Source organism: Marinomonas foliarum (assembly GCF_016906065.1).
Classification (GTDB): domain Bacteria; phylum Pseudomonadota; class Gammaproteobacteria; order Pseudomonadales; family Marinomonadaceae; genus Marinomonas; species Marinomonas foliarum.
In genome coordinates this window covers 618,486-636,600 of the sequence record NZ_CP070273.1, presented here as the reverse complement: position 1 = coordinate 636,600, position 18,115 = coordinate 618,486, and the positions used below count along the sequence as shown (strand labels likewise).

Here is an 18,115-nt window from a genome sequence, read left to right as displayed (position 1 = left end):
TAAAACAACAACTTCAATCGTATTAGAGCGCGGCGAAATGTCGCGCCAGATTTAAAGAGTGTATATGTCAAAATCGAATATTATGTTGGATTTTAGCTTGCTAAAAACCAATAGAAACTTTCGCGCTATTTTCATTGCTCGGCTGATGTCTGTGCTGGGTATTGGCATGCTAAATGTCGCCGTGCCGGTACAGATATATGAGTTAACGGGATCCAGTTTACAGGTTGGTTTTGCCGTAGCTTTAGATGGAATGGGGATGTTTGTTGGTCTGATGCTAGGTGGTGTCCTAGCGGACAGGATGGACCGTAAATGGCTGATTCTATTTTCGCGCTTTATTTGCGGAGTTGGTTTTGTCTTGCTTGCAGCCAATGCGTATTTGTCAGAGCCAAGTCTATGGGCCGTTTACGCCATTTCTCTCTGGGATGGTTTTTTCAGTGCCATTGGAATGACGGCGTTAATGGCGTCTATTCCTCATTTAGTTGGACGAGAAAATTTGCCAACAGCGGGTGCATTGAGCATGTTGATTGTCCGTATTGGTTCCGTCATTTCACCGGCAGTTGCCGGTGTGGTGATAGTGTCATTTGGGGTGACATGGAACTATACCTTGGCAGCGATAGGTACGCTTTGTACGTTAATTACCTTGGTTACTTTGCCAAACATGAAGCCGCAAGAAGGTGGGCCTCAAGAGCACCCAATCCGCTCTTTAATAGACGGATTTAGCTTTGTGTTTACGCACAAAGTTATTCGTGCCGTTGTTGCATTGGGCACACTAGAAGCGGTCACCAAATCTATTCGTATTTTATTCCCTGCTTTAGCGGCAACCGCATTTGGTGGCGGAGCGTTTGAAGTTGGGCTCATGTACGCCGCAGTACCTGTTGGGTCGACGTTAGGGGCGCTTACTAGCGGTTGGGTTCGTCATGCGAAACGGCCAGGTGTGGTGATGTTGTTCACCGCATTTTTATCCTTCTTATGTGTCGCCGCGTTGGGTTTTATGGGGCATATAGTGGTTATGTTGCTGGCCTTGGCTGTATTCGGTTATCTCGGTTCTATTGGCGGCTTGCTGCAATACACAATTGTACAGGGCCACACGCCAGATCACATGTTAGGTCGAATTGGTAGCTTCTGGACTGCGCAAGATGTAGTAGGGGATTCTGCTGGTGCATTAGGCATTGGTGCACTTGTAAAGGTGTTGTCGCCGATTATGGGTTTAGTCGCCCTTGGCTTTGGTTGTGCCGCAGCAACGGTATTATTAAGTGCCGGAAATCGCTCATTACGAAATGTCAGCTTGATTGATACCACGCTCTTTCCTGATGAGGGTGTTGCTAAAGAAGGATCTAATGAAAAAGAAGTTGAGGCAAAAGAGGCGACGGCGTAATGACTTTTTAGAGGGTGCAATCTTAAAAATGGCGATGTCGCAGGACATCGCCATTTTTTATTTATAGCTTGTCGCTCAACGACACTTGTCGACCTTTTGGAATGATTAGTGGTGTCCCTGAAACAGGATCTTCCAGAATCATACAGGGTAAGCCAAATACGTCTTCAATAAGCGCTTCAGTGACAACGTCTTTGGGCGCGCCAGAAGTAATGATTTTCCCTTCTTTCATAGCAATAAGATTGTCTGCGTATCGGCAAGCGTGATTAAGGTCATGCAGAACCGCCACCATGGTATGACCTTGTAGGCGGTTTAAGTCTTGAAATAAATCCATTAGCTCAATTTGATGGGCGATATCTAAGTACGTCGTTGGCTCATCTAATAATAGTAATGGTGTTTCTTGAGCCAAGGCCATAGCTACCCACACACGTTGTTTTTGCCCGCCAGACAGTTGATCAACATGATGCTGAGCGAACTCCATGATGCCAGTCGCTTTCATTGCTGACTCAACGGCTATCTGATCTTGTTCGCGCCAAGGTTGAAACCACTTTTGATGGGGAAAACGGCCACGAGCAACTAAATCGACCACTTTTATTCCATCTGGAGCAATGGCGCTTTGTGGCAGGAGTCCCAGTATTTTTGCTACCTCACGGGTTGGTAAGTCGTGAATGTCTTGGCTATTTAGCCGTACTTGACCCGATTTTGGTGGCAGCAATCTACTCAATGCTCTTAGCAAAGTGGATTTTCCACAGCCATTTGGGCCAACAATAATACTGAATTTTCCTTCAGGAATATCAATCGATAGATTGTCGGTGATGATGGTTTGATCGTAACCTAGGGCAACAGAATGGGTCGACAAAGAAAGTTTTGGCAGCGTTTGAGAGGTGTCGTCGTTTAGTTTGTTCTGATGAATTTCTGTGACTGTTGCCTTCATTATCTTCCCTCACGAATAATTAAAAACACTAGATAAATACCACCTAAGCTCACGGTGATGAGTCCTACCGGTAATGTTGAGCCTTCCCAGCTATGTTGCGCGATAAAATCTGCGCTAAGTAATAACAAACCGCCTACTAGAGCGGATGATCCCAATGAGATACTCGCGCTGTTTTCAAGGCGTTTTGCTATCTGAGGCGCCGCCAAGGCAATGAAAGCTATTGGGCCAGTGATGGCGGTGGCGACAGCGGTTAGAGCAACGCCAACAAACATTAGGGCGAGACGGGTTTTATTCACTGAAACGCCCAGAGCCGCCGCGGTATCGTCGCCCATTTCGAGCAACTTCATCCGAGTATTAAGTAAAAAAGCACAGATTATAAAGACCGCAATGATTACCGCGGCGGGCAATATACGCACCCAGGTCATACCATTAAGTGTGCCAGCGCCCCAAAGCGCGGCGGTCATTGCTGTTTCTAATGAAACGCTAAGAATCAGCCATTGGTTAAACGCAGAAAGGGTGGCGCTAATCGCGATGCCGACAATGATTAATCGAAAACCGGAGTGACCATCTCGGTAGGCGAATAAGTAGACGAGCAAAGCAGAAAAAAGACCGCCAAGAATCGCGCCCAACACACTGAACCAATAGAGATTGCCAAACAAAGCAATAGACAACAAAACCCCAGTAAAGGCTCCCACATTAAAACCCGTTATATCAGGACTACCCAAAGGGTTACGAACCAATGATTGAAATACGGCACCGCTGATTCCTAGCGCCGCACCGAGCACTAAGGCGGCAAACAATCTGGATGCTCGCCATTGCCACACAACAATGGATTGATAGGGATCTGCTTGGCCTGTAACAAGTTGCCAAATACCTTGAGCATTTTCGGCAATGTGTTGGCCAAAAAAAAGTGTGGCAGTGACCAACAAAAGAGTAAAAAGACAAATGATTTGCTTTGGGTAGTGGCTGACAAAGTTAGTTATTGTTATTGAGTGGGGACGATCGATCTTCATAGTCCAGAAGCTCCTTTTCTGCGCACTAAATAAATCAGAATAGGTGCGCCGATAAACGCTGTCACAATAGAAACCCGTAATTCCCCAACAATTAATACACGTCCGATGATGTCAGCGATTAATAGCAATATGGGCGTTAAAATAAAGCAAAAAGGAATGATCCAACGTTGATCTGGGCCCACCATCCAGCGAGCAATGTGTGGCATCATTAGACTGACAAAGCCAATGGGTCCGGCCGCCGCAGTGGCAGCGCCACAAAGTAATGTAACTGCTATTAGTCCCAATAACTGAATACGAGCGGGTTTGCTGCCCAGTGCTGATGCCAAAGAGTCGCCTAGTCCAAATGCATTAAGGGCTGGGGTAATCGATATGGCTAACAAACAGCCGCCGATGACAATAGGGGCAATAAATAATGGGACAGATATCGCGCGAATATCTAGGCTGCCAACCGCCCAAAAACGCATCTGATCAAATGCGCTAGGGTTGAAAAGGGTAAGGCCAGAGCTAATTCCGCCAAATACGGCGCCAATGGCAACCCCAGCTAGCGTCAGTTTCAGTGGGTCGGCTCTACCACCGCCGATGCTACCAACGAAATATACTAATAAGCTGGCTAAAAAAGCCCCCAGAGCCGCATAACCAAAAAATTCGGTCAGCTGAGTTGCGCCTAAAAAGACGATGGCGATCGCGATGGCTAAACTGGCACCTAAGTTAACGCCAAGAATACCGGGGTCCGCCAAAGGGTTTCGGGTTATTGCCTGAATCAGTGCGCCAGACGTTCCAAGCGCCATACCAACAAAAAGCCCGTTTAAAGTGCGTGGTAAGCGACCTTCAATAACAATGGTTTTAGCCAGTCCATGCTCTTCGCCCATGAATATATTCCACAGAATGCCCATGGAAATCGGCTTAGCCCCAATGCATAAACTGGCGATCATAATAATGAGTAAAAATAGCAGCAATGCGAACAACCAAGCGTATCGCTTGTTCTTTGACGCAGACATTGTGTTATGGGTCATGACTTTTCACGCCCAAACAGTACTTGCAATCGCTTCAATAAATTGGTGGCGCTGTAATAGTCTAAGCGAAAAGTGTCTTCGCCAACGGCGAATACCTGATGGTTTTGTACTGAACTTGTTTCATGTAAATAAGGGTTATCTATAAAGGCTTGCTCTGTATCAGAGCTGGCTGAAAACAGCAGCGTGGTATTTCCAGTTACCGCATCAGGAAATCTTTCCCCAGTAGCGATGATAATGTCATGACGAATTCCCATGCTGATATTGCCTTTTACGCTCTCAGGGACGTCAGCTAGAGTAAAACCAAGTTCTTGTAATAATCGACCCTGTGCTGACTCTGAGGTCCAAATATTGGCACCAGTGTCGTCTTGGTAGTAGACCATGGCCGTGGTCGGTTGAGGCGGTAAGTTGATCGTAGTTTTGGTGTGTTCCACTTCTTGTTCAAAGCGTTGGATCATGGTTTTCGCTTGTTCTTCTAAGCCTAGAAGGTCACCAAAAATGTTCGCTAATTGCATCCAGCTTTTGTCGTCATACGCAATAACCAATGTTGGTGCGATATCTTTAAGTTGCTCATAGAGCTTGAGGGCGGAGTCTCCACCAGTTGCAGAAATGATGATTAGATCTGGGTTGGCCTTGATAATCGCTTCGGCATTGGGTTCGGTTTGATAGAGAGGAGTGACACCTCGAGTTTCTGCGATATCTGCCCATTGGCGCATAAAGCCTTGTTCAGATGCTACGCTGGTATTCGCCATAGTAGCGCCAGAAGCGACAAGGGGGGCCTTGATAGCAAGTAACGTCCCCGTCAAGGTGACGCTGGTGGACACAATTCTGGTTGGTTTTTTATTAAGAGTGAGCAGACCTTCCGGGGTCATGATTTTTCTTGGCCAACCCGATGTGCTTTTTTCTACCTGATCTATTTTTAACTGTGTTTTGTCTGGCGCGGCTGTGGGTGATTGATCACAGCTTGCTAAAGTAAGGCTTAAAAAAAGAAGAGCGAAAACTGGTGTGAAGCGTGTCATAAAGCGAACCATGTCTAAAATCCTGTAGACCGAGAAGAACGCGCCATTATATAGATGAGAATAGAATATTTATACTATTGATAATCATTTCTATTTATTTTTTTGAGTGCTTCTATTTGCTACACAGTAAAACACCAAAAGTTAATGCTATAAGGGCTGACGAGGTTGAGCTTGGAGAGCTTAGGAAAATCACTGAGTTTGACCTTGCCATTTCTAAATTTTGGTTTGAGGCCGTTGATACGAATTTTTTTTGAAGTGAGAGAGTCCGCGGTGATTTCAAAGCGCTTCTTTTTGGCACCAAAACCGTTGCAGTGTAAAATTTTGGGATTGGCAGACATATTGATGATAAGAAGGGTGCATTTGCCTACTTTTTTGGCACTATGGCAATAAATTTGTACAAAAGGGTCGTTGCTGTGAACATCAAAAACTTGCTCACCCATGAGTTTCCCCCAGAGCCAGCTGACCCAATAATCGGGGTTTGGTTTTAACGTTTGGCGGTTAATAAGAGCGTAATCACCGCCTATTAAGCTCTGTCTTATCATGACTTTTTGGCCGATTTTCGCGCCTCTTCCTAATTGATCAGCCCACCAAAAGCAGGATACAAAACGGTCTGATAACTTGGCTTGTCCACCGCACTGAGCTGAGCCAGTCTCTCCTGTCCAAAGTTGTGCTCGAGGCTGGTACTGGTCACGAAGTTTTTCGAGTTGCCTCGAATATCGCTCATAGTCCATAAGAGAGCTTGGTGAGAGAATATTTTTGATGGTTGCTGCTCGGGTTTTAACCGGAGATCGGCTGCTTTGAAATGGGTAATAATGCCAATCAACAATATCGAGAGGTTCTTCTAGGTAACCTAGGAATGGTGCGGAAATATTACTCAAGGGTTTGATAGCTTCACCGATTCTTGGCCAAAAAGCGCTGCCTGGGCCTGCAACTTTGCTATCTGGGCTACATTGGCGAACACAATGGATAAAGGTGTCGTAGTCTTTGGCAAGATTTCGCGCACTGGGTTGAGACGTTAATCCATGAAACGCCCAATATGCATTGAGTTCATTGCCCAGTTCACAAATGTCGATGTTTTGTCCGTGCTCTTGGCTATATTCTAACAGCGCTTTGACTTCGCTTGCTTGCCAGTTACCTTGTTGACGCCGCTCGAATAGACCATATTTCATGGTAAACATGAGGGCTAATGCATTTCGCTGGCAGAAATCATGAAGCTGATGCCACATATCCCGAGTAAGAAGCAGGGCGTTTGGAGAGGCTTCACTATTCATGTTTTTACTGGTGAAATAAGTGACGTTATCGGCTTCGGATCCACCGACACGTACGTAAGCACTACCAAGGCCTTTGACTAATAAATTCAGTTTTTCTTGGTTTAAATCCAAAGGAGGAACTCGTTGTGTGCCAAGTCCTCTTTGTGTGCCTTCACTGCCTTCCCACCAGAAACCACCAGCCAATACGGAAATATCAATCGAGAAAGATAAGTATCTTGGGTCTATAGTGGTAATGGGTGTCGTGCTGTTAAGATTAACGAGCAGCGATTTATTTTGATGAATATTGTGCCGTCTTTGCAATCTAGAATAAAACAAGAGTTCATATCCCTCATAAAAGGTTTTACTAGACTGCGATAAAAGTGTGACATTTTTATGATGCTTTACATGTACCATTTTTTATAAAGGATACTTAGATGAAAATAACGAATGGGATAAAGACGATTTTGCTTGCAGGCTGCGCTTTATTGATGGGTTGTACCAGTGCGCCTAAAAACATTGATCCCGTGACTGAGTTTCAAGTTAAACGTTATTTAGGGACTTGGTATGAAATTGTCCGCCAAGATCATGCTTTTGAAGAAGGTTTATCAGAAGTTACGGCGACCTATTCTATGCGTGATGATGGTGGTGTATCAGTATTGAATCGCGGTTATTCCGCGGAAGATAAAGCATGGCGAGAAGCTGAAGGGCGGGCTTATTTTGTTAACTCTTCTAATGTAGGGCATCTGAAGGTATCGTTTTTTGGGCCTTTTTATGGCGCTTATGTTATTTTCGAACTGGATCAAAAAGACTATCAATACGCCATGATATCCGGCCCAAGCCGTGATTATTTTTGGTTGTTATCTCGCACACCTACTATGCCTGAAGCCGTGAAACGTCGGTTATTAGCCAAAGCAGAAGTGTTAGGTTTCCCCATGGATAAGTTGGTGACAGTGGTGCATACCCCAAAGGGGTCGTGAGATCAAAACAATGTGCAGGTGACCGATTGCTTGGCCGCCTCGCTTGAACAGACTTCAGCGTAGGCTTCTGGAGTTTGTATCAGGGCATAATGAGCATTTGAATCTCGGCAAAGAGCAAGAAAGTCATCATAGCGACGGTTGAAGTTATCTTTGGTGATCTCATAATCGGTGATGGCATCATTGCCACCCCAGCCACTTCCGACACTGTCTGTTTTTGCGCTTTGAATTAAATAGGCTATCTCGTGAAACCTAAGACGAACTTGGTGGCAAAAAGCACTATTTGGCGTGGTTTCGCTGCACTCTGCCATATCGATTTCTAACAGTTCTTTTTCTGCCTGATAGCGATCTAAACGATCTATTGATCTATTACTTCTTCCTTGTTTTCTTTCCGCTCGAAGAGACAGTGCTTCCAATCTATTTTGGGCTTTATTAAGTCGGTCCTCTTTTACCAAGCATTTTTTTCCAAACTCTACCAAGCTGCTACTATAGGTAAGGTTGCTTGCCATGGCTAAGCTAAGTATTAGAAGGCTAGATTTTATGATTGGCATCGACATTATGCTATTAACCTGCTTTATCATCTTTAATTCATTTCTAGTATAAGCACAGATTGCTGCTGTGTCCTTACCTTGATTAAGTAGGAGGAGGACAAAGCTGTAAGATTTAGTATGAATTTCTATGTCTGATGATATGCTTGGGTTACAAGAAGAAGAGGCAAAAGCCGAATATTATAGATATCACTGGGTAGATTATGTGTTTTATTCCGCACGTGTTTATCTTAATAGGATTTTTGCTGAACAGACATTAACCAATATTAGTTGGAACAATACAGTGAATCAGGTTAACAACTCGTACGGATTAGATGTCCATCCATTACGTGACTCCTTGTATGCAGAATTGCATTCCCGTCCTTTCCAAGTTCTTCCTAGCCCAGCCAGAATAAGCTATCTTGCGGTTATTTTGAGGCCGGAGCAAAAAAAAGCTGAATTCGAACATTTTTGTTCGCTGTATCAATACTTTTCTGGCACTCCTCCAAAAGAAGATGGGGCCTGTATTGAAGTGGATTTTGGGCATTGTAAAATACGTCGTGATAAACATTTAGAGTTCACGTCTTACATAATCACACATGGCCAAGTCGATTCTAGGCTTGGTTTTTTTGATCAAAATGCCTTGTCGTGTTTGCCTGTCGATTGGCTTTCTACTATCCCAGGCGCCGTCATCGCTGCTTTTCATATAGCTATTGAAGATGCACGAACGATACCTGAACCAGATTTAGCCTTGGTGAAGAGTCATTTTGAAGGGATGCGTTTAGTTGGCAGTCGCCCACAAAATGGCGATGCACAAGTTTGGACTAGTTTTCAGTTGCACAGCGACGGCTGTGGGCGGTTTTTGATTTATAACAAAAACATGAGTGACAGCCAGCTAGGTCGGATGGTGCAGCGTGTTATTGAAATAGAAACCTACCGATTAATGGCGTTACTGGCTTTGCCTATGGCACGTAAATACAATGCCGAGCTGGTTGCTATGGATCAAGAGTTGGCAAAAACCACTGCCAACTTATCTGATGCAATAGAGCCTCTTGATGAACAGGCTTTGTTGAGTGAATTAATTGAAATGGCCGCTTGGGTAGAAGCGACTCGAGCGAAGACCACGTTTCGATTTAGTGCTACAAGGGCGTATCACGAGCTAGTATTAAAGTGCTTAACTGAATTGAAAGAAGACGAAGTATCAGGGCACTTAACCATCACCGAATTTATGACTCGCCGACTAACGCCTGCCGTACGGACTTGTAATACAGCTGGTAACCATTTAGAGAGTCTTTCGACCCGAATTGATAGGGTGTCAGACATGATGCGCACCCAAGTAGAAATGTCGATTCAATCTCAGAATCAGCAATTGCTAACCTCCATGGATCGTCGCTCAAAGATTCAGCTTGCCATGCAACATACGGTTGAAGGTCTGTCAGTTGCTGCAATTAGTTACTACAGTGTTGGGTTATTAAAGTTTCTGATCGAAGCTGTATACGACAAAGGTCTGAATTTCGATAAAAGTCTAGTGATTGGTTTGTCAGTGCCTCTTGTTGTTGGAAGTGTGTGGTTTGCGACACGAAAAATACATAAGCGGTTTTTGTTGTTAGCTAAAGCAAAAGAAGAGAAATAGCAGGCGTTTTGATAAGCCAAACCCTAGAAAAAAGGCTTTCTAATTTAACGTAGAAAGCCTTTTTGCGTCTGAATAGAGAAATACTGATTATATGGTGTTATGAATTTCCGCCACGAAATCATAAGAATCCCCAGGGAACCATGAGCGCGTAAACTCAATGGGCGTGCCAGCTTGCGTAACTGCGGTACGTTCAATGTAAAGCACAGCACTAAGCTCTGGGATGTCGAGCAACTGGGCTCGCTGTTCATCAATACTTATTGCTCGCAAGCGTTGGAATGCACGAACAGGGCGGCAGCCTTGTTGCTCTAATAAATCGTATAGCGATCCTTCCATTGCAAAAGGGTTAAGAATGTAATTGCTTGGGATCGTTGCTAACTCGAGAGCCATGGGTTTGTCGTCGGCATAACGCAAACGATAAAAGCGAACTACCTCTTGTTCTGGAGAGAGTTCCAGCGCTTTGCACTCATCTTCGTGGGGCATTCCCAAAGAACGATCCAACCACTTAGACGTAATGGCTTTGCCGCGGGCTTTCATGACTTCAGTAAAACTGCGTAAGTGATTCAGTGGTTGTTCCACCCGCTCGCTGACAAAAGTGCCTGCACCCTGACGTTGAGTTAGAACATCCTCTTTCACCAACTCATCGATTGCACGGCGTACTGTCACCCTTGATATATCAAGATATTTAGCAAGATCGCGTTCTGGCGGCAGCGTATCACCGCCAAGTACTCGACCTGCAGAAATAGACGCTAAAATGGCTTTCTTTACCTGCATATAGAGAGGAATGCCTTTTTCTCTCAGTTCTTCGGCAGCGCCAAATAACTCATTAACGCGATTTTGGTTCATATTTAGTGTCCTGAACGGGAAGGGGTTCCCGTACTTGTTATTGCTAAGGGCTAAGGGCTAAGGGCTAAGGGCTAAGTATTCCAGCTTTAAAGGGTAATAGTCGCAGAAGTGTGGGCGTTGACCCTTTTTAACGCCTTGCCTTGATGATCAAATAAATACAAACGATTAGATTTAATACCAAAGGTGATTTTATCACCTGCTTTGTGTTGATTATCGCCATCTACTTTAAGCACCATTTCGCCTTCCTGACCGATGTCGACATACAAATATGACAGTTCACCTAGGTGTTCTATCAAGGTAACAGTACCTTCAACGGTATTATGTTCGCAGTCGAGCGTAATATGCTCTGGCCGTAAGCCAATTTGCACTAGGTCGCCTTTGTTTAGCGATGACGTATCAACGCAGGCATGAATAGCGCGGCCGGATTCTAGCACAAGTTGCGTGTTATCCGGGTCAGGTTGACTGATTTTTGCGGTTAAAAAGTTCATCTTTGGTGAACCAATAAAAGCGGCAACAAATTGTGTTTTTGGGTGGTGATATAAGTCCAAAGGTGCTCCGACTTGTTCTACACGACCCTTGTTCATGACGACGATTTTATCACCCAATGTCATGGCTTCGACTTGATCGTGGGTAACATAAACCACGGTGGCTTTTAGTTCCTGATGAAGCTTGCCAAGTTCGACCCGTGTTTGAACCCGTAACGAGGCGTCTAAGTTAGATAAAGGTTCATCAAATAAGAAGACTTTCGGATCGCGAACAATGGCGCGGCCTATGGCGACACGCTGGCGCTGACCGCCAGACAGCTCTCGTGGTAGTCGCTCTAATAGATGGTCTATCTTCAGCTTCTTTGCGGCTTCCATTACCTTGTTGTTCACAAAGTTTTTATCTTTGCCTGAGATTTTTAAGCCAAATGCCATGTTTTTGAACACATTCATGTGTGGATACAAGGCATACGATTGAAACACCATAGCAATACCACGTTTGGCTGGTGAGCGCCCGTTAACGCGCTCTTCGTCGATATATAAGTCACCTTCAGTGATGTCTTCTAGCCCAGACAATAAACGTAATAGAGTTGATTTTCCGCAACCGGATTCGCCAATCAACACGACAAATTCACCGTCTTTAATGTCAAGGTCGATGCCATGAAGTACGTCAACATCGCCAAAGCGTTTTTTAATATTGTTCAGTTTTACACTAGCCATGAAATAAACCTCCAACGGTCAAAGATATAAACTGTTATTTGACCGCTCCGCTGGTTAAGCCGCGGATCAATTGTCTTGAGAAAATGGTGTATAGGATCAGTACAGGAACGATCGCCAAGGTTAACGCTGATAATACAGAGTTCCAGTCAGTAACGTATTGACCAACAAATTGCTGTACGCCAAGGGTAATAGTGCGTGTTTCTTCCCCTGGAGCGAGTATCAGCGGGAACCATAAATCATTCCAAATCGGAATCATGGTAAATACAGCGACGGTCGCCATCGCGGGTTTCAATAGTGGCAAGATGACACAAAAGAAAATCTTATATTCGCTAACGGAATCGCAACGGGCAGCCTCGGTGAGTTCCTTCGGAATAGTGCGTACAAACTCTGACAAGATGTACACAGCAAGCGGTAAGCCTTGGGCTATGTACACCAACACCAGAGCGGTAAGTGTATTCACAAGGTCCAAGCTAACCATCAGGCTCAAGATACTTACCGTACCCAGACGAATGGGAATCATGATACCCATGGCAAACAAAAAGGTAATCAGCAAGTTGCCTTTAAATTTGTATTCTGTCAGTGCCCAAGCCGCCATTGCGCCTAGTAAAAGTACTAAGCCGACGGCCAAAATAGTAACAACTAAGCTGTTCCACGAATATAAACCGAAGTCAGACCTCAATAGCACTTGTTGGAAGCCCACCAAGGTAAAGGAGTCACTGTCTGGCAAGCCGAGTGGGTCGCGGAAAATAGCGCGACGTTCTTTAAAAGCATTGATCACAACAACAATAATTGGGAAAAGGGCAATTACGGTGTAGGCCAATAACACGGCATGTATCGTGACGCTTTTTGGGACTTGTCTTATTCCAGAGGAGGGCATAAGCCGATCTAATAGTTTCATCATAGCCTCCTTAAAATTGGAATCGCTGAATGCGACGTTGAATAAAGAATAGGAACAACATAACGCCCACCAAAATGATTAAGAACATCAGAGTAGCCACCGCGGCACCCATGGAAGCGCTGCCTTGTTGTAGCTGGAAGCCAAAGAAGGTTCGGTAGAAGAAGGTCCCCATTAAATCCGTTGAGAAGTTAGGGCCAGCAAGAGCGCCTTTCACGGCGTATATCAATTCAAAAGCATTGAAGTTCGCCACAAAAGTCAAAATCGAGACCATGGCGATAGTCGGTAAAATCAATGGCAATTTAATGTGCCAAAAAGTCTGGAATGAATTAGCGCCATCTACCACGCTGGCATCGACAATATCGTCAGGAATATTCAACAAGGTGGCGTAGATCAACATCATCGGAATACCGACAAACTGCCAGACAGAGATAAAGGCCAAAGTAATGAGCGCACTGCCTTCTTTGCCAAGCCATGCATCGAAGTATTGGCCAAGGCCAATGTTATAAAGAAAGTCTTCTGAAATTCCCCAGATAGGGCTTAGTAAAAGCTGCCAAACGAAGCCGATGATAACCACAGAAAGCATAGTTGGCATAAAAATGAGCGTTCGATAAGTGCCAGAGAGTCGTAATTTTGGCGCGCTTAATAAAACAGCCAAAAGCAGACCGATAGGGTTTTGCACAAGCATATGAATGGCGAAAAATTTGAAGTTGTTGCCGAGTGCGTTCCAGAAAGCTTGTGACCAAGTATCGTCCGTTACCAAGGTTATAAAATTTTGCAAGCCGACAAAGCTACTTTGTCCCTGTTGCTCGTTATACAGACTTAATACGAGTGTATCGAGCAAGGGGTAAACACTGAAAACAACGTAAATCAGCAATCCTGGCCCAAGGAAAAACACCAAGTGCCATGGGAAAGGTTTCTTTTCGTCATGTTGGTTGGATGGCGTCATAGTTCATCTCAAATGGTTATTAATCTTAACCCCCTCCCAGCCTCCCCCTTGGCAGGGGGAGGAGCAGGCTAGTTATTACCCTCTCCCCTTATTTTCAAGGGGAGAGGGTCAGGGTTGGGTGTAACTTATTGCTGAGGTTTGTACCATTGTTCCAAACCGTCCTGTGTTTCTTTGGCGGCTTCTTCTGGTGTCATGGTGCCATTGATAACCTGAGCACTAACGTTCCATAGTTGGTTCTCTAAGTTTGGCGTACCGCGAGATAGGATTTGATAAGAGTTACGAATGGTCGACTCGCACTGCTGACGCCAGCTCATAAACTCTTGCGCCACTGGGTCTTTGATGTCGATTTGATGATTAGACAATGGGAAGAAGCCCGGTACCGCATTGGCATAAAGTGTGGCGAATTCTTTGCTGGCCATCCAGTTTAAGAAAACTTTAGCAGCTTCTTTGTTAGTGGAATTTGCATTTATGCCAATACCCATATCGGTATGGTCACTGATGTAGCAAGTGTCTCCAGCTTTAGCAACGGGTGGCGGGAAGGCGCCAAACTCAAAATCCGCTTGATTGTTGAATGTCTGAATATCCCAAGAACCTGCTGGGTATATGGCTGCTCGACCTAGAGTGAATAGGTTCTGTGAATCAGAGTATTTTTGTGCCTCAAAGCCTCGACCTAGATACGGTTTCCACTTGGCAAGCTCTTTCCAAGTGTCCACATAGGCTTTATCAGTTAATTTTTCTTCGCCTGTTAATAATGCCTTACGACCTTTTTCGCCTTTCCAATAGTTCGGCCCAATGTTTTGGAACCCCATTGTCGCGGCTTCCCATTGGTCAGCAGTACCCATAGCTAGCGGAATGTAACGGCTTTCAGTCTTGATAGTTTCTAGAGTGCTAAAGAACTCATCGCGTGTTTTGGGAATCGATAAATTGAGCTCTTCAAATATTTCTTTGTTATAAACAAAACCATGTAAAACAGAAGCAACAGGCATACAGAATTGATCTTTACCGTCATCTGTTACCCAAGCACTTTTCGCAACATCAGAGAATTGTTTTAAACCTTCTAAATCATTAAGTTTGGCAAGGTGGCCGTCTTTATAAAGGTCAAGAGCGGTATCGAATGGACGGCAAGTGATTAAGTCACCAGCGGAACCCGCTTTTAACTTTGCCTGCAGTGCCGAGTTGTATTCAGTTGGAGGCGTCGGTGCGAAATTTACTTTTGTGTCTGGGTGGCTTTTGTTGAAGGCTGGAATAATAACATCTGACCAGATATTAGCGTCGTCACTACGCCAACTTTCAATAGATAAACCATTTGCTGCTTGCGCTATGCCGGTACTGCTGAGCATGATCGCTGCTAAGCAAGTGAGCCTTGTAACCGTTGTTGCTGTCGGTTTTTTGTTAAGTAAAGCGGAACGAACATTTAACATGATTACTCTCCGATTGTGTTTTCCAATTGTGATGTGAGTGTTCTTTTTATTAGGTAATTAAATTTAAATGGTATTTATTAGGTATTGCTAGTTTTTAAAAATTAGCACCAATTATGTTGTCAAGCAAATAAATATGACAATATTATGGAAAATAATTTGATCTTACGCTTTAATTGGTATTTTATTGGTTGTGTTTGCTCATGTTAGGAAAGAGGGTTCTTATGCAAGTTATTATTCTCCCATCTGCTCATGATGTGGCTTTGTATGCGGCTGATCGTGTGGTTGATGTGATTAATACCAAACCGAATCCTGTTTTAGGGTTGGCGACTGGGTCTACGCCCATTGCTTTATATAAAGAGTTGGTGGCGCGCTATCATGCTAAAGAGATGTCATTTCGACGCGTGGTTAGTTTTAATTTAGATGAATACATAGGTATTGCTGATACCCATCAACAAAGTTATCGAGCTTTCATGGAGCGTTATCTGTTTGAGCACATCGATATCTTTGATGAGAATACGCATGTTCCTATTGCAGACAGTCAGGATGTTAATGTATTGAAACGCAGCGCGCAGGACTATGAGGAGTGGATTCTGCAAGCTGGTGGTATTGATTTGCAAATCTTAGGCATTGGCTTAAATGGTCATATTGGTTTTAATGAACCCACTTCCAGTTTTGCTTCACGAACGCGTATTAAAACCTTGTCAGAGTCGACTGTTGTTGCGAATAAACGTTTTTTTGAAGAAGGTGAGTATCAGCCGCATTTAGCGCTAACCATGGGAATTGGTACTATTTTAGAAAGCAAGTCAGTGTTGTTGATGGCTACTGGTAAAGCGAAAGCAGAGGCGGTTAAAGCCATGATTGAAGGCCCATTATCTGCCATGTGTCCAGCGTCAGCACTGCAACTGCATGAAGCGGCAACCATAGTATTAGATGAGGACGCCGCTAGCTTGTTAACGTTAAAAGAGTATTACCAATGGTGTGAGCAAAAACGCCAACAATTGCACGAGGGAAGTTTGGCATGAGCGGTTTATATATTGGTGTGGACGGCGGCGGTACTTTTTGCCGCGCCCGCTTGGTTGACGGCGATGGTAATGTATTGGGTGAAGCCGTCGGTGGCTCTGGTAATCCAAGAATTGGTATCGAGGCCGCTTGGCAGAATATTATCAACGCCTGTCTTGAAGCGTGCCATCAAGGCAATATTTCTCCCGAAGTTTATGCAAAAATTACCTTAGGTTTAGGCTTAGCGGGTGCTAATCAGCCATTGGAACAAGAGTTGGTGATTTCTCAAAAGTCTCCTTTTGGGCAGCGTTATTTATTAACCGATGCCCATGCGGCTTGTTTAGGGGCCTTTAATGGCGAAGATGGCGCGTTATTGATATTGGGCACAGGCAGCTGTGGTGTTGTTTATCAAAATGAAGGATTCAACATTGTTGGTGGTTGGGGGTTTCCCTTATCGGACCAGGGTAGTGGGGCGCGTATTGGCCTTGCTGCTTTAGAATATTCACTAGCGGCCTTGGATGGTATTTCTCCATCGACACCTTTTACCGACAGCATTAATGCGGAATTTTCTTTGTCTGCAGAAGAATATGTCTTGTATCAAAACAAAGCTCCATTGCCAAAAGAATACGGTGCGTTTGCTATTCAGGTGTTTCAGTTTGCTCAGCAAAAAGATCCAATTGCCCTGAAAATTATCCAGCAACAAGTGGAGTGGGTGAGTCATTACCTAGACGCTTTGATAGCTAAAGGTGCTCAGAAGATCGTTTTAGTTGGCGGCGTCTCAGAGGCCATTTTAGAATATTTGCCAGAGCGATTTTCGCCTTACTTTTGTCAGCCAAAGGGTGACGCTATGGCGGGTGCCATTTTGATGGCTAAAGCTCAAATAGGAAGGAAAGCAATATGATGGAACATAAGTTAACAACTTTGTTTGCCAAGCGTTTGTTCGATGGAGAGAATTGGCTCACTAATCAAAAGGTGACCTTTAAAGGGCAAGTGATTGACTCTATTACATCTGTTGCTGATTTAGCTGTTGAGCAATCCACTGAAAATACAGACGTGGTTGATATTCTGGCGCCAGGGTTTATTGATGTGCATGTCAATGGCGGCGGCGGGGCCTTGTTTAACCATACGCCGACTATTGAAGCATTAGAGCGCATGGTGGCTGTGCATGCTCAATTTGGCACTGTGGCCATGATGCCGACATTAATTTCCGATGATTACGAAATTATGTCGCAAGCGCATCAAGCGGTTTGCCAAGCACTCAAGCAAAACATGGCGGGTATTTTAGGGATGCATTATGAAGGCCCTTATCTTAACCCTATTCGAAAAGGGGTTCACAATGAATCGAAATTGCGCAAGCCGACAGAAGGCAAATTGGCCGCTTTATTGGAAGTAAGTCGTAGCGGGAAACTTATGGTGACATTGGCGCCAGAGCAAGTGCCAGAAGGCTTTATTGAATGGCTTGTTGCCGAAGGCGTTATTGTTTGCATTGGCCACTCTGCTGCGAATTATGATCAAGCAAGGCAAGCTGTGATGGATGGTGCTCGTGGTTTCACCCATTTGTTTAATGCTATGACGCCTTTAATTAGCCGTGAGCCTGGTGTGGTTGGTGCAGCATTGCAAACGGATAAGCCTACCTGGTGCGGACTAATCGCCGATGGCCATCATGTTCATCCTGCGAGTATGCGAGTCGCGATTGCCGCGAAAGGTTGCGATCACATGCTTTTGGTGACTGACGCGATTCAGAGTGTTGGATCTGATGAAAAAGAAATGCCATTTTTAGGAAAAAAAGTCCTGCGCAGCGAAGGTAAAGTGACCACCGAAGACGGCACTCTTGCAGGGTCTGATTTAGACATGGCAACGGCCGTACGTAATACTATTCACCTAATCGGGCGAACACCCATGGAAGCGTTGCAAATGGCGTCTTTAAGGCCTGCTGAATTTTTAGAGATAGAACAATCTTTTGGCCGTATTAAAGCGGGATACCGAGCCAGTCTCGTCGGTTTAAGCGAAGATTATTTTGTCACATCAACATGGATTGATGGGCAGAAGGTGTGGGGGTAATTTAAAATAAGTT

At 44.6% G+C, this 18,115-nt stretch carries 17 protein-coding genes; 6 read left to right on the top strand and 11 right to left on the bottom strand.

Annotated features, from left to right (window positions below; genetic code table 11):
* Positions 1 to 64: 64 nt before the first annotated feature.
* Positions 65 to 1,375, top strand: coding sequence for an enterobactin transporter EntS (gene entS, locus JSY38_RS03005; protein WP_205115195.1), 1,311 nt, complete (start codon positions 65 to 67; stop codon positions 1,373 to 1,375).
* A 61-nt stretch (positions 1,376 to 1,436) separates the two neighbouring features.
* Here the strand turns inward: entS and JSY38_RS03000 are convergent, their stop codons facing one another.
* The 5 genes from JSY38_RS03000 to JSY38_RS02980 all read right to left on the bottom strand — a co-directional run bounded on the left by JSY38_RS03000 (position 1,437) and on the right by JSY38_RS02980 (position 6,934).
* Entirely contained in the window at positions 1,437 to 2,306 is an 870-nt protein-coding gene (locus tag JSY38_RS03000; RefSeq protein ID WP_205115193.1) for an ABC transporter ATP-binding protein, read from the bottom strand.
* Positions 2,306 to 3,319, bottom strand: a complete 1,014-nt coding sequence (locus JSY38_RS02995; protein WP_205115191.1) for a FecCD family ABC transporter permease — start codon at positions 3,317 to 3,319, stop codon at positions 2,306 to 2,308. Before JSY38_RS02995 ends, JSY38_RS03000 begins: the two co-directional genes overlap by 1 nt.
* Positions 3,316 to 4,332: a Fe(3+)-siderophore ABC transporter permease gene (gene fepD, locus JSY38_RS02990; RefSeq protein WP_239544254.1), complete on the bottom strand. Its 1,017-nt coding sequence runs from the start codon at positions 4,330 to 4,332 to the stop codon at positions 3,316 to 3,318. Before fepD ends, JSY38_RS02995 begins: the two co-directional genes overlap by 4 nt.
* A complete protein-coding gene (fepB, locus tag JSY38_RS02985; protein ID WP_239544238.1) occupies positions 4,329 to 5,360 on the bottom strand; it encodes a Fe2+-enterobactin ABC transporter substrate-binding protein in 1,032 nt (343 codons plus the stop codon). Before fepB ends, fepD begins: the two co-directional genes overlap by 4 nt.
* A gap of 107 nt (positions 5,361 to 5,467) precedes the next feature.
* Positions 5,468 to 6,934, bottom strand: a complete 1,467-nt coding sequence (locus JSY38_RS02980; protein ID WP_205115189.1) for a glycosyl hydrolase family 79 N-terminal domain-containing protein — start codon at positions 6,932 to 6,934, stop codon at positions 5,468 to 5,470.
* A gap of 98 nt (positions 6,935 to 7,032) precedes the next feature.
* Between JSY38_RS02980 and JSY38_RS02975 the strand changes: the two genes are divergently transcribed.
* Positions 7,033 to 7,575: a lipocalin family protein gene (locus JSY38_RS02975; protein WP_205115187.1), complete on the top strand. Its 543-nt coding sequence runs from the start codon at positions 7,033 to 7,035 to the stop codon at positions 7,573 to 7,575.
* Between the two features lie 2 nt (positions 7,576 to 7,577).
* On the opposite strand, the gene JSY38_RS02970 is transcribed toward JSY38_RS02975, so the two are convergent.
* Positions 7,578 to 8,129 carry a hypothetical protein gene (locus tag JSY38_RS02970; RefSeq protein ID WP_205115186.1) on the bottom strand — a complete coding sequence of 184 codons (552 nt, stop codon included), beginning with the start codon at positions 8,127 to 8,129 and terminating at the stop codon, positions 7,578 to 7,580.
* A 274-nt stretch (positions 8,130 to 8,403) separates the two neighbouring features.
* On the opposite strand from JSY38_RS02970, the gene JSY38_RS02965 reads away from it, so the two are divergent.
* Positions 8,404 to 9,732, top strand: a complete 1,329-nt coding sequence (locus JSY38_RS02965; RefSeq protein WP_114412489.1) for a DUF3422 family protein — start codon at positions 8,404 to 8,406, stop codon at positions 9,730 to 9,732.
* A gap of 87 nt (positions 9,733 to 9,819) precedes the next feature.
* On the opposite strand, the gene JSY38_RS02960 is transcribed toward JSY38_RS02965, so the two are convergent.
* The 5 genes from JSY38_RS02960 to JSY38_RS02940 all read right to left on the bottom strand — a co-directional run bounded on the left by JSY38_RS02960 (position 9,820) and on the right by JSY38_RS02940 (position 15,042).
* A complete protein-coding gene (locus JSY38_RS02960; RefSeq protein WP_114412449.1) occupies positions 9,820 to 10,575 on the bottom strand; it encodes a GntR family transcriptional regulator in 756 nt (251 codons plus the stop codon).
* Between the two features lie 86 nt (positions 10,576 to 10,661).
* The gene (locus tag JSY38_RS02955; protein WP_205115184.1) at positions 10,662 to 11,777 is read right to left on the bottom strand and encodes an ABC transporter ATP-binding protein; all 1,116 of its coding nucleotides are present in this window, start codon (positions 11,775 to 11,777) and stop codon (positions 10,662 to 10,664) included.
* A 34-nt stretch (positions 11,778 to 11,811) separates the two neighbouring features.
* A complete protein-coding gene (locus JSY38_RS02950; RefSeq protein ID WP_114412447.1) occupies positions 11,812 to 12,675 on the bottom strand; it encodes a carbohydrate ABC transporter permease in 864 nt (287 codons plus the stop codon).
* Between the two features lie 10 nt (positions 12,676 to 12,685).
* Positions 12,686 to 13,621: a carbohydrate ABC transporter permease gene (locus JSY38_RS02945; protein WP_114412446.1), complete on the bottom strand. Its 936-nt coding sequence runs from the start codon at positions 13,619 to 13,621 to the stop codon at positions 12,686 to 12,688.
* Positions 13,622 to 13,746: 125 nt separating this feature from the next.
* The gene (locus JSY38_RS02940) at positions 13,747 to 15,042 is read right to left on the bottom strand and encodes an ABC transporter substrate-binding protein (protein WP_205115180.1); all 1,296 of its coding nucleotides are present in this window, start codon (positions 15,040 to 15,042) and stop codon (positions 13,747 to 13,749) included.
* Positions 15,043 to 15,263: 221 nt separating this feature from the next.
* Here JSY38_RS02940 and nagB point away from each other — a divergent pair, with 221 nt between their 5' ends.
* From nagB to nagA, 3 genes are read left to right on the top strand one after another with little or no spacing between them, the layout of a single operon-like run.
* On the top strand, positions 15,264 to 16,064 hold the full coding sequence (gene nagB, locus JSY38_RS02935; protein WP_205115179.1) for a glucosamine-6-phosphate deaminase: 801 nt from the start codon (positions 15,264 to 15,266) through the stop codon (positions 16,062 to 16,064).
* A complete protein-coding gene (locus JSY38_RS02930; RefSeq protein WP_205115178.1) occupies positions 16,061 to 16,942 on the top strand; it encodes a glucosamine kinase nucleotide-binding domain-containing protein in 882 nt (293 codons plus the stop codon). The genes nagB and JSY38_RS02930 overlap by 4 nt, the downstream gene beginning before the upstream one ends.
* Positions 16,939 to 18,102 carry an N-acetylglucosamine-6-phosphate deacetylase gene (gene nagA / locus JSY38_RS02925; RefSeq protein WP_205115177.1) on the top strand — a complete coding sequence of 388 codons (1,164 nt, stop codon included), beginning with the start codon at positions 16,939 to 16,941 and terminating at the stop codon, positions 18,100 to 18,102. Before JSY38_RS02930 ends, nagA begins: the two co-directional genes overlap by 4 nt.
* Positions 18,103 to 18,115 lie beyond the last annotated feature (13 nt).

What these genes read in the sequence shown, in the direction of transcription:
- entS (WP_205115195.1), top strand. Translation starts at nt 65, where the DNA reads ATGTCAAAATCGAATATTATGTTGGATTTTAGCTTGCTAAAAACCAAT.
- JSY38_RS03000 (WP_205115193.1), bottom strand. Translation starts at nt 2,306, where the DNA reads ATGAAGGCAACAGTCACAGAAATTCATCAGAACAAACTAAACGACGAC.
- JSY38_RS02995 (WP_205115191.1), bottom strand. Translation starts at nt 3,319, where the DNA reads ATGAAGATCGATCGTCCCCACTCAATAACAATAACTAACTTTGTCAGC.
- fepD (WP_239544254.1), bottom strand. Translation starts at nt 4,332, where the DNA reads ATGACCCATAACACAATGTCTGCGTCAAAGAACAAGCGATACGCTTGG.
- fepB (WP_239544238.1), bottom strand. Translation starts at nt 5,360, where the DNA reads ATGGTTCGCTTTATGACACGCTTCACACCAGTTTTCGCTCTTCTTTTT.
- JSY38_RS02975 (WP_205115187.1), top strand. Translation starts at nt 7,033, where the DNA reads ATGAAAATAACGAATGGGATAAAGACGATTTTGCTTGCAGGCTGCGCT.
- JSY38_RS02970 (WP_205115186.1), bottom strand. Translation starts at nt 8,129, where the DNA reads ATGTCGATGCCAATCATAAAATCTAGCCTTCTAATACTTAGCTTAGCC.
- JSY38_RS02960 (WP_114412449.1), bottom strand. Translation starts at nt 10,575, where the DNA reads ATGAACCAAAATCGCGTTAATGAGTTATTTGGCGCTGCCGAAGAACTG.
- JSY38_RS02955 (WP_205115184.1), bottom strand. Translation starts at nt 11,777, where the DNA reads ATGGCTAGTGTAAAACTGAACAATATTAAAAAACGCTTTGGCGATGTT.
- JSY38_RS02950 (WP_114412447.1), bottom strand. Translation starts at nt 12,675, where the DNA reads ATGAAACTATTAGATCGGCTTATGCCCTCCTCTGGAATAAGACAAGTC.
- JSY38_RS02945 (WP_114412446.1), bottom strand. Translation starts at nt 13,621, where the DNA reads ATGACGCCATCCAACCAACATGACGAAAAGAAACCTTTCCCATGGCAC.
- JSY38_RS02940 (WP_205115180.1), bottom strand. Translation starts at nt 15,042, where the DNA reads ATGTTAAATGTTCGTTCCGCTTTACTTAACAAAAAACCGACAGCAACA.
- nagB (WP_205115179.1), top strand. Translation starts at nt 15,264, where the DNA reads ATGCAAGTTATTATTCTCCCATCTGCTCATGATGTGGCTTTGTATGCG.
- JSY38_RS02930 (WP_205115178.1), top strand. Translation starts at nt 16,061, where the DNA reads ATGAGCGGTTTATATATTGGTGTGGACGGCGGCGGTACTTTTTGCCGC.
- nagA (WP_205115177.1), top strand. Translation starts at nt 16,939, where the DNA reads ATGATGGAACATAAGTTAACAACTTTGTTTGCCAAGCGTTTGTTCGAT.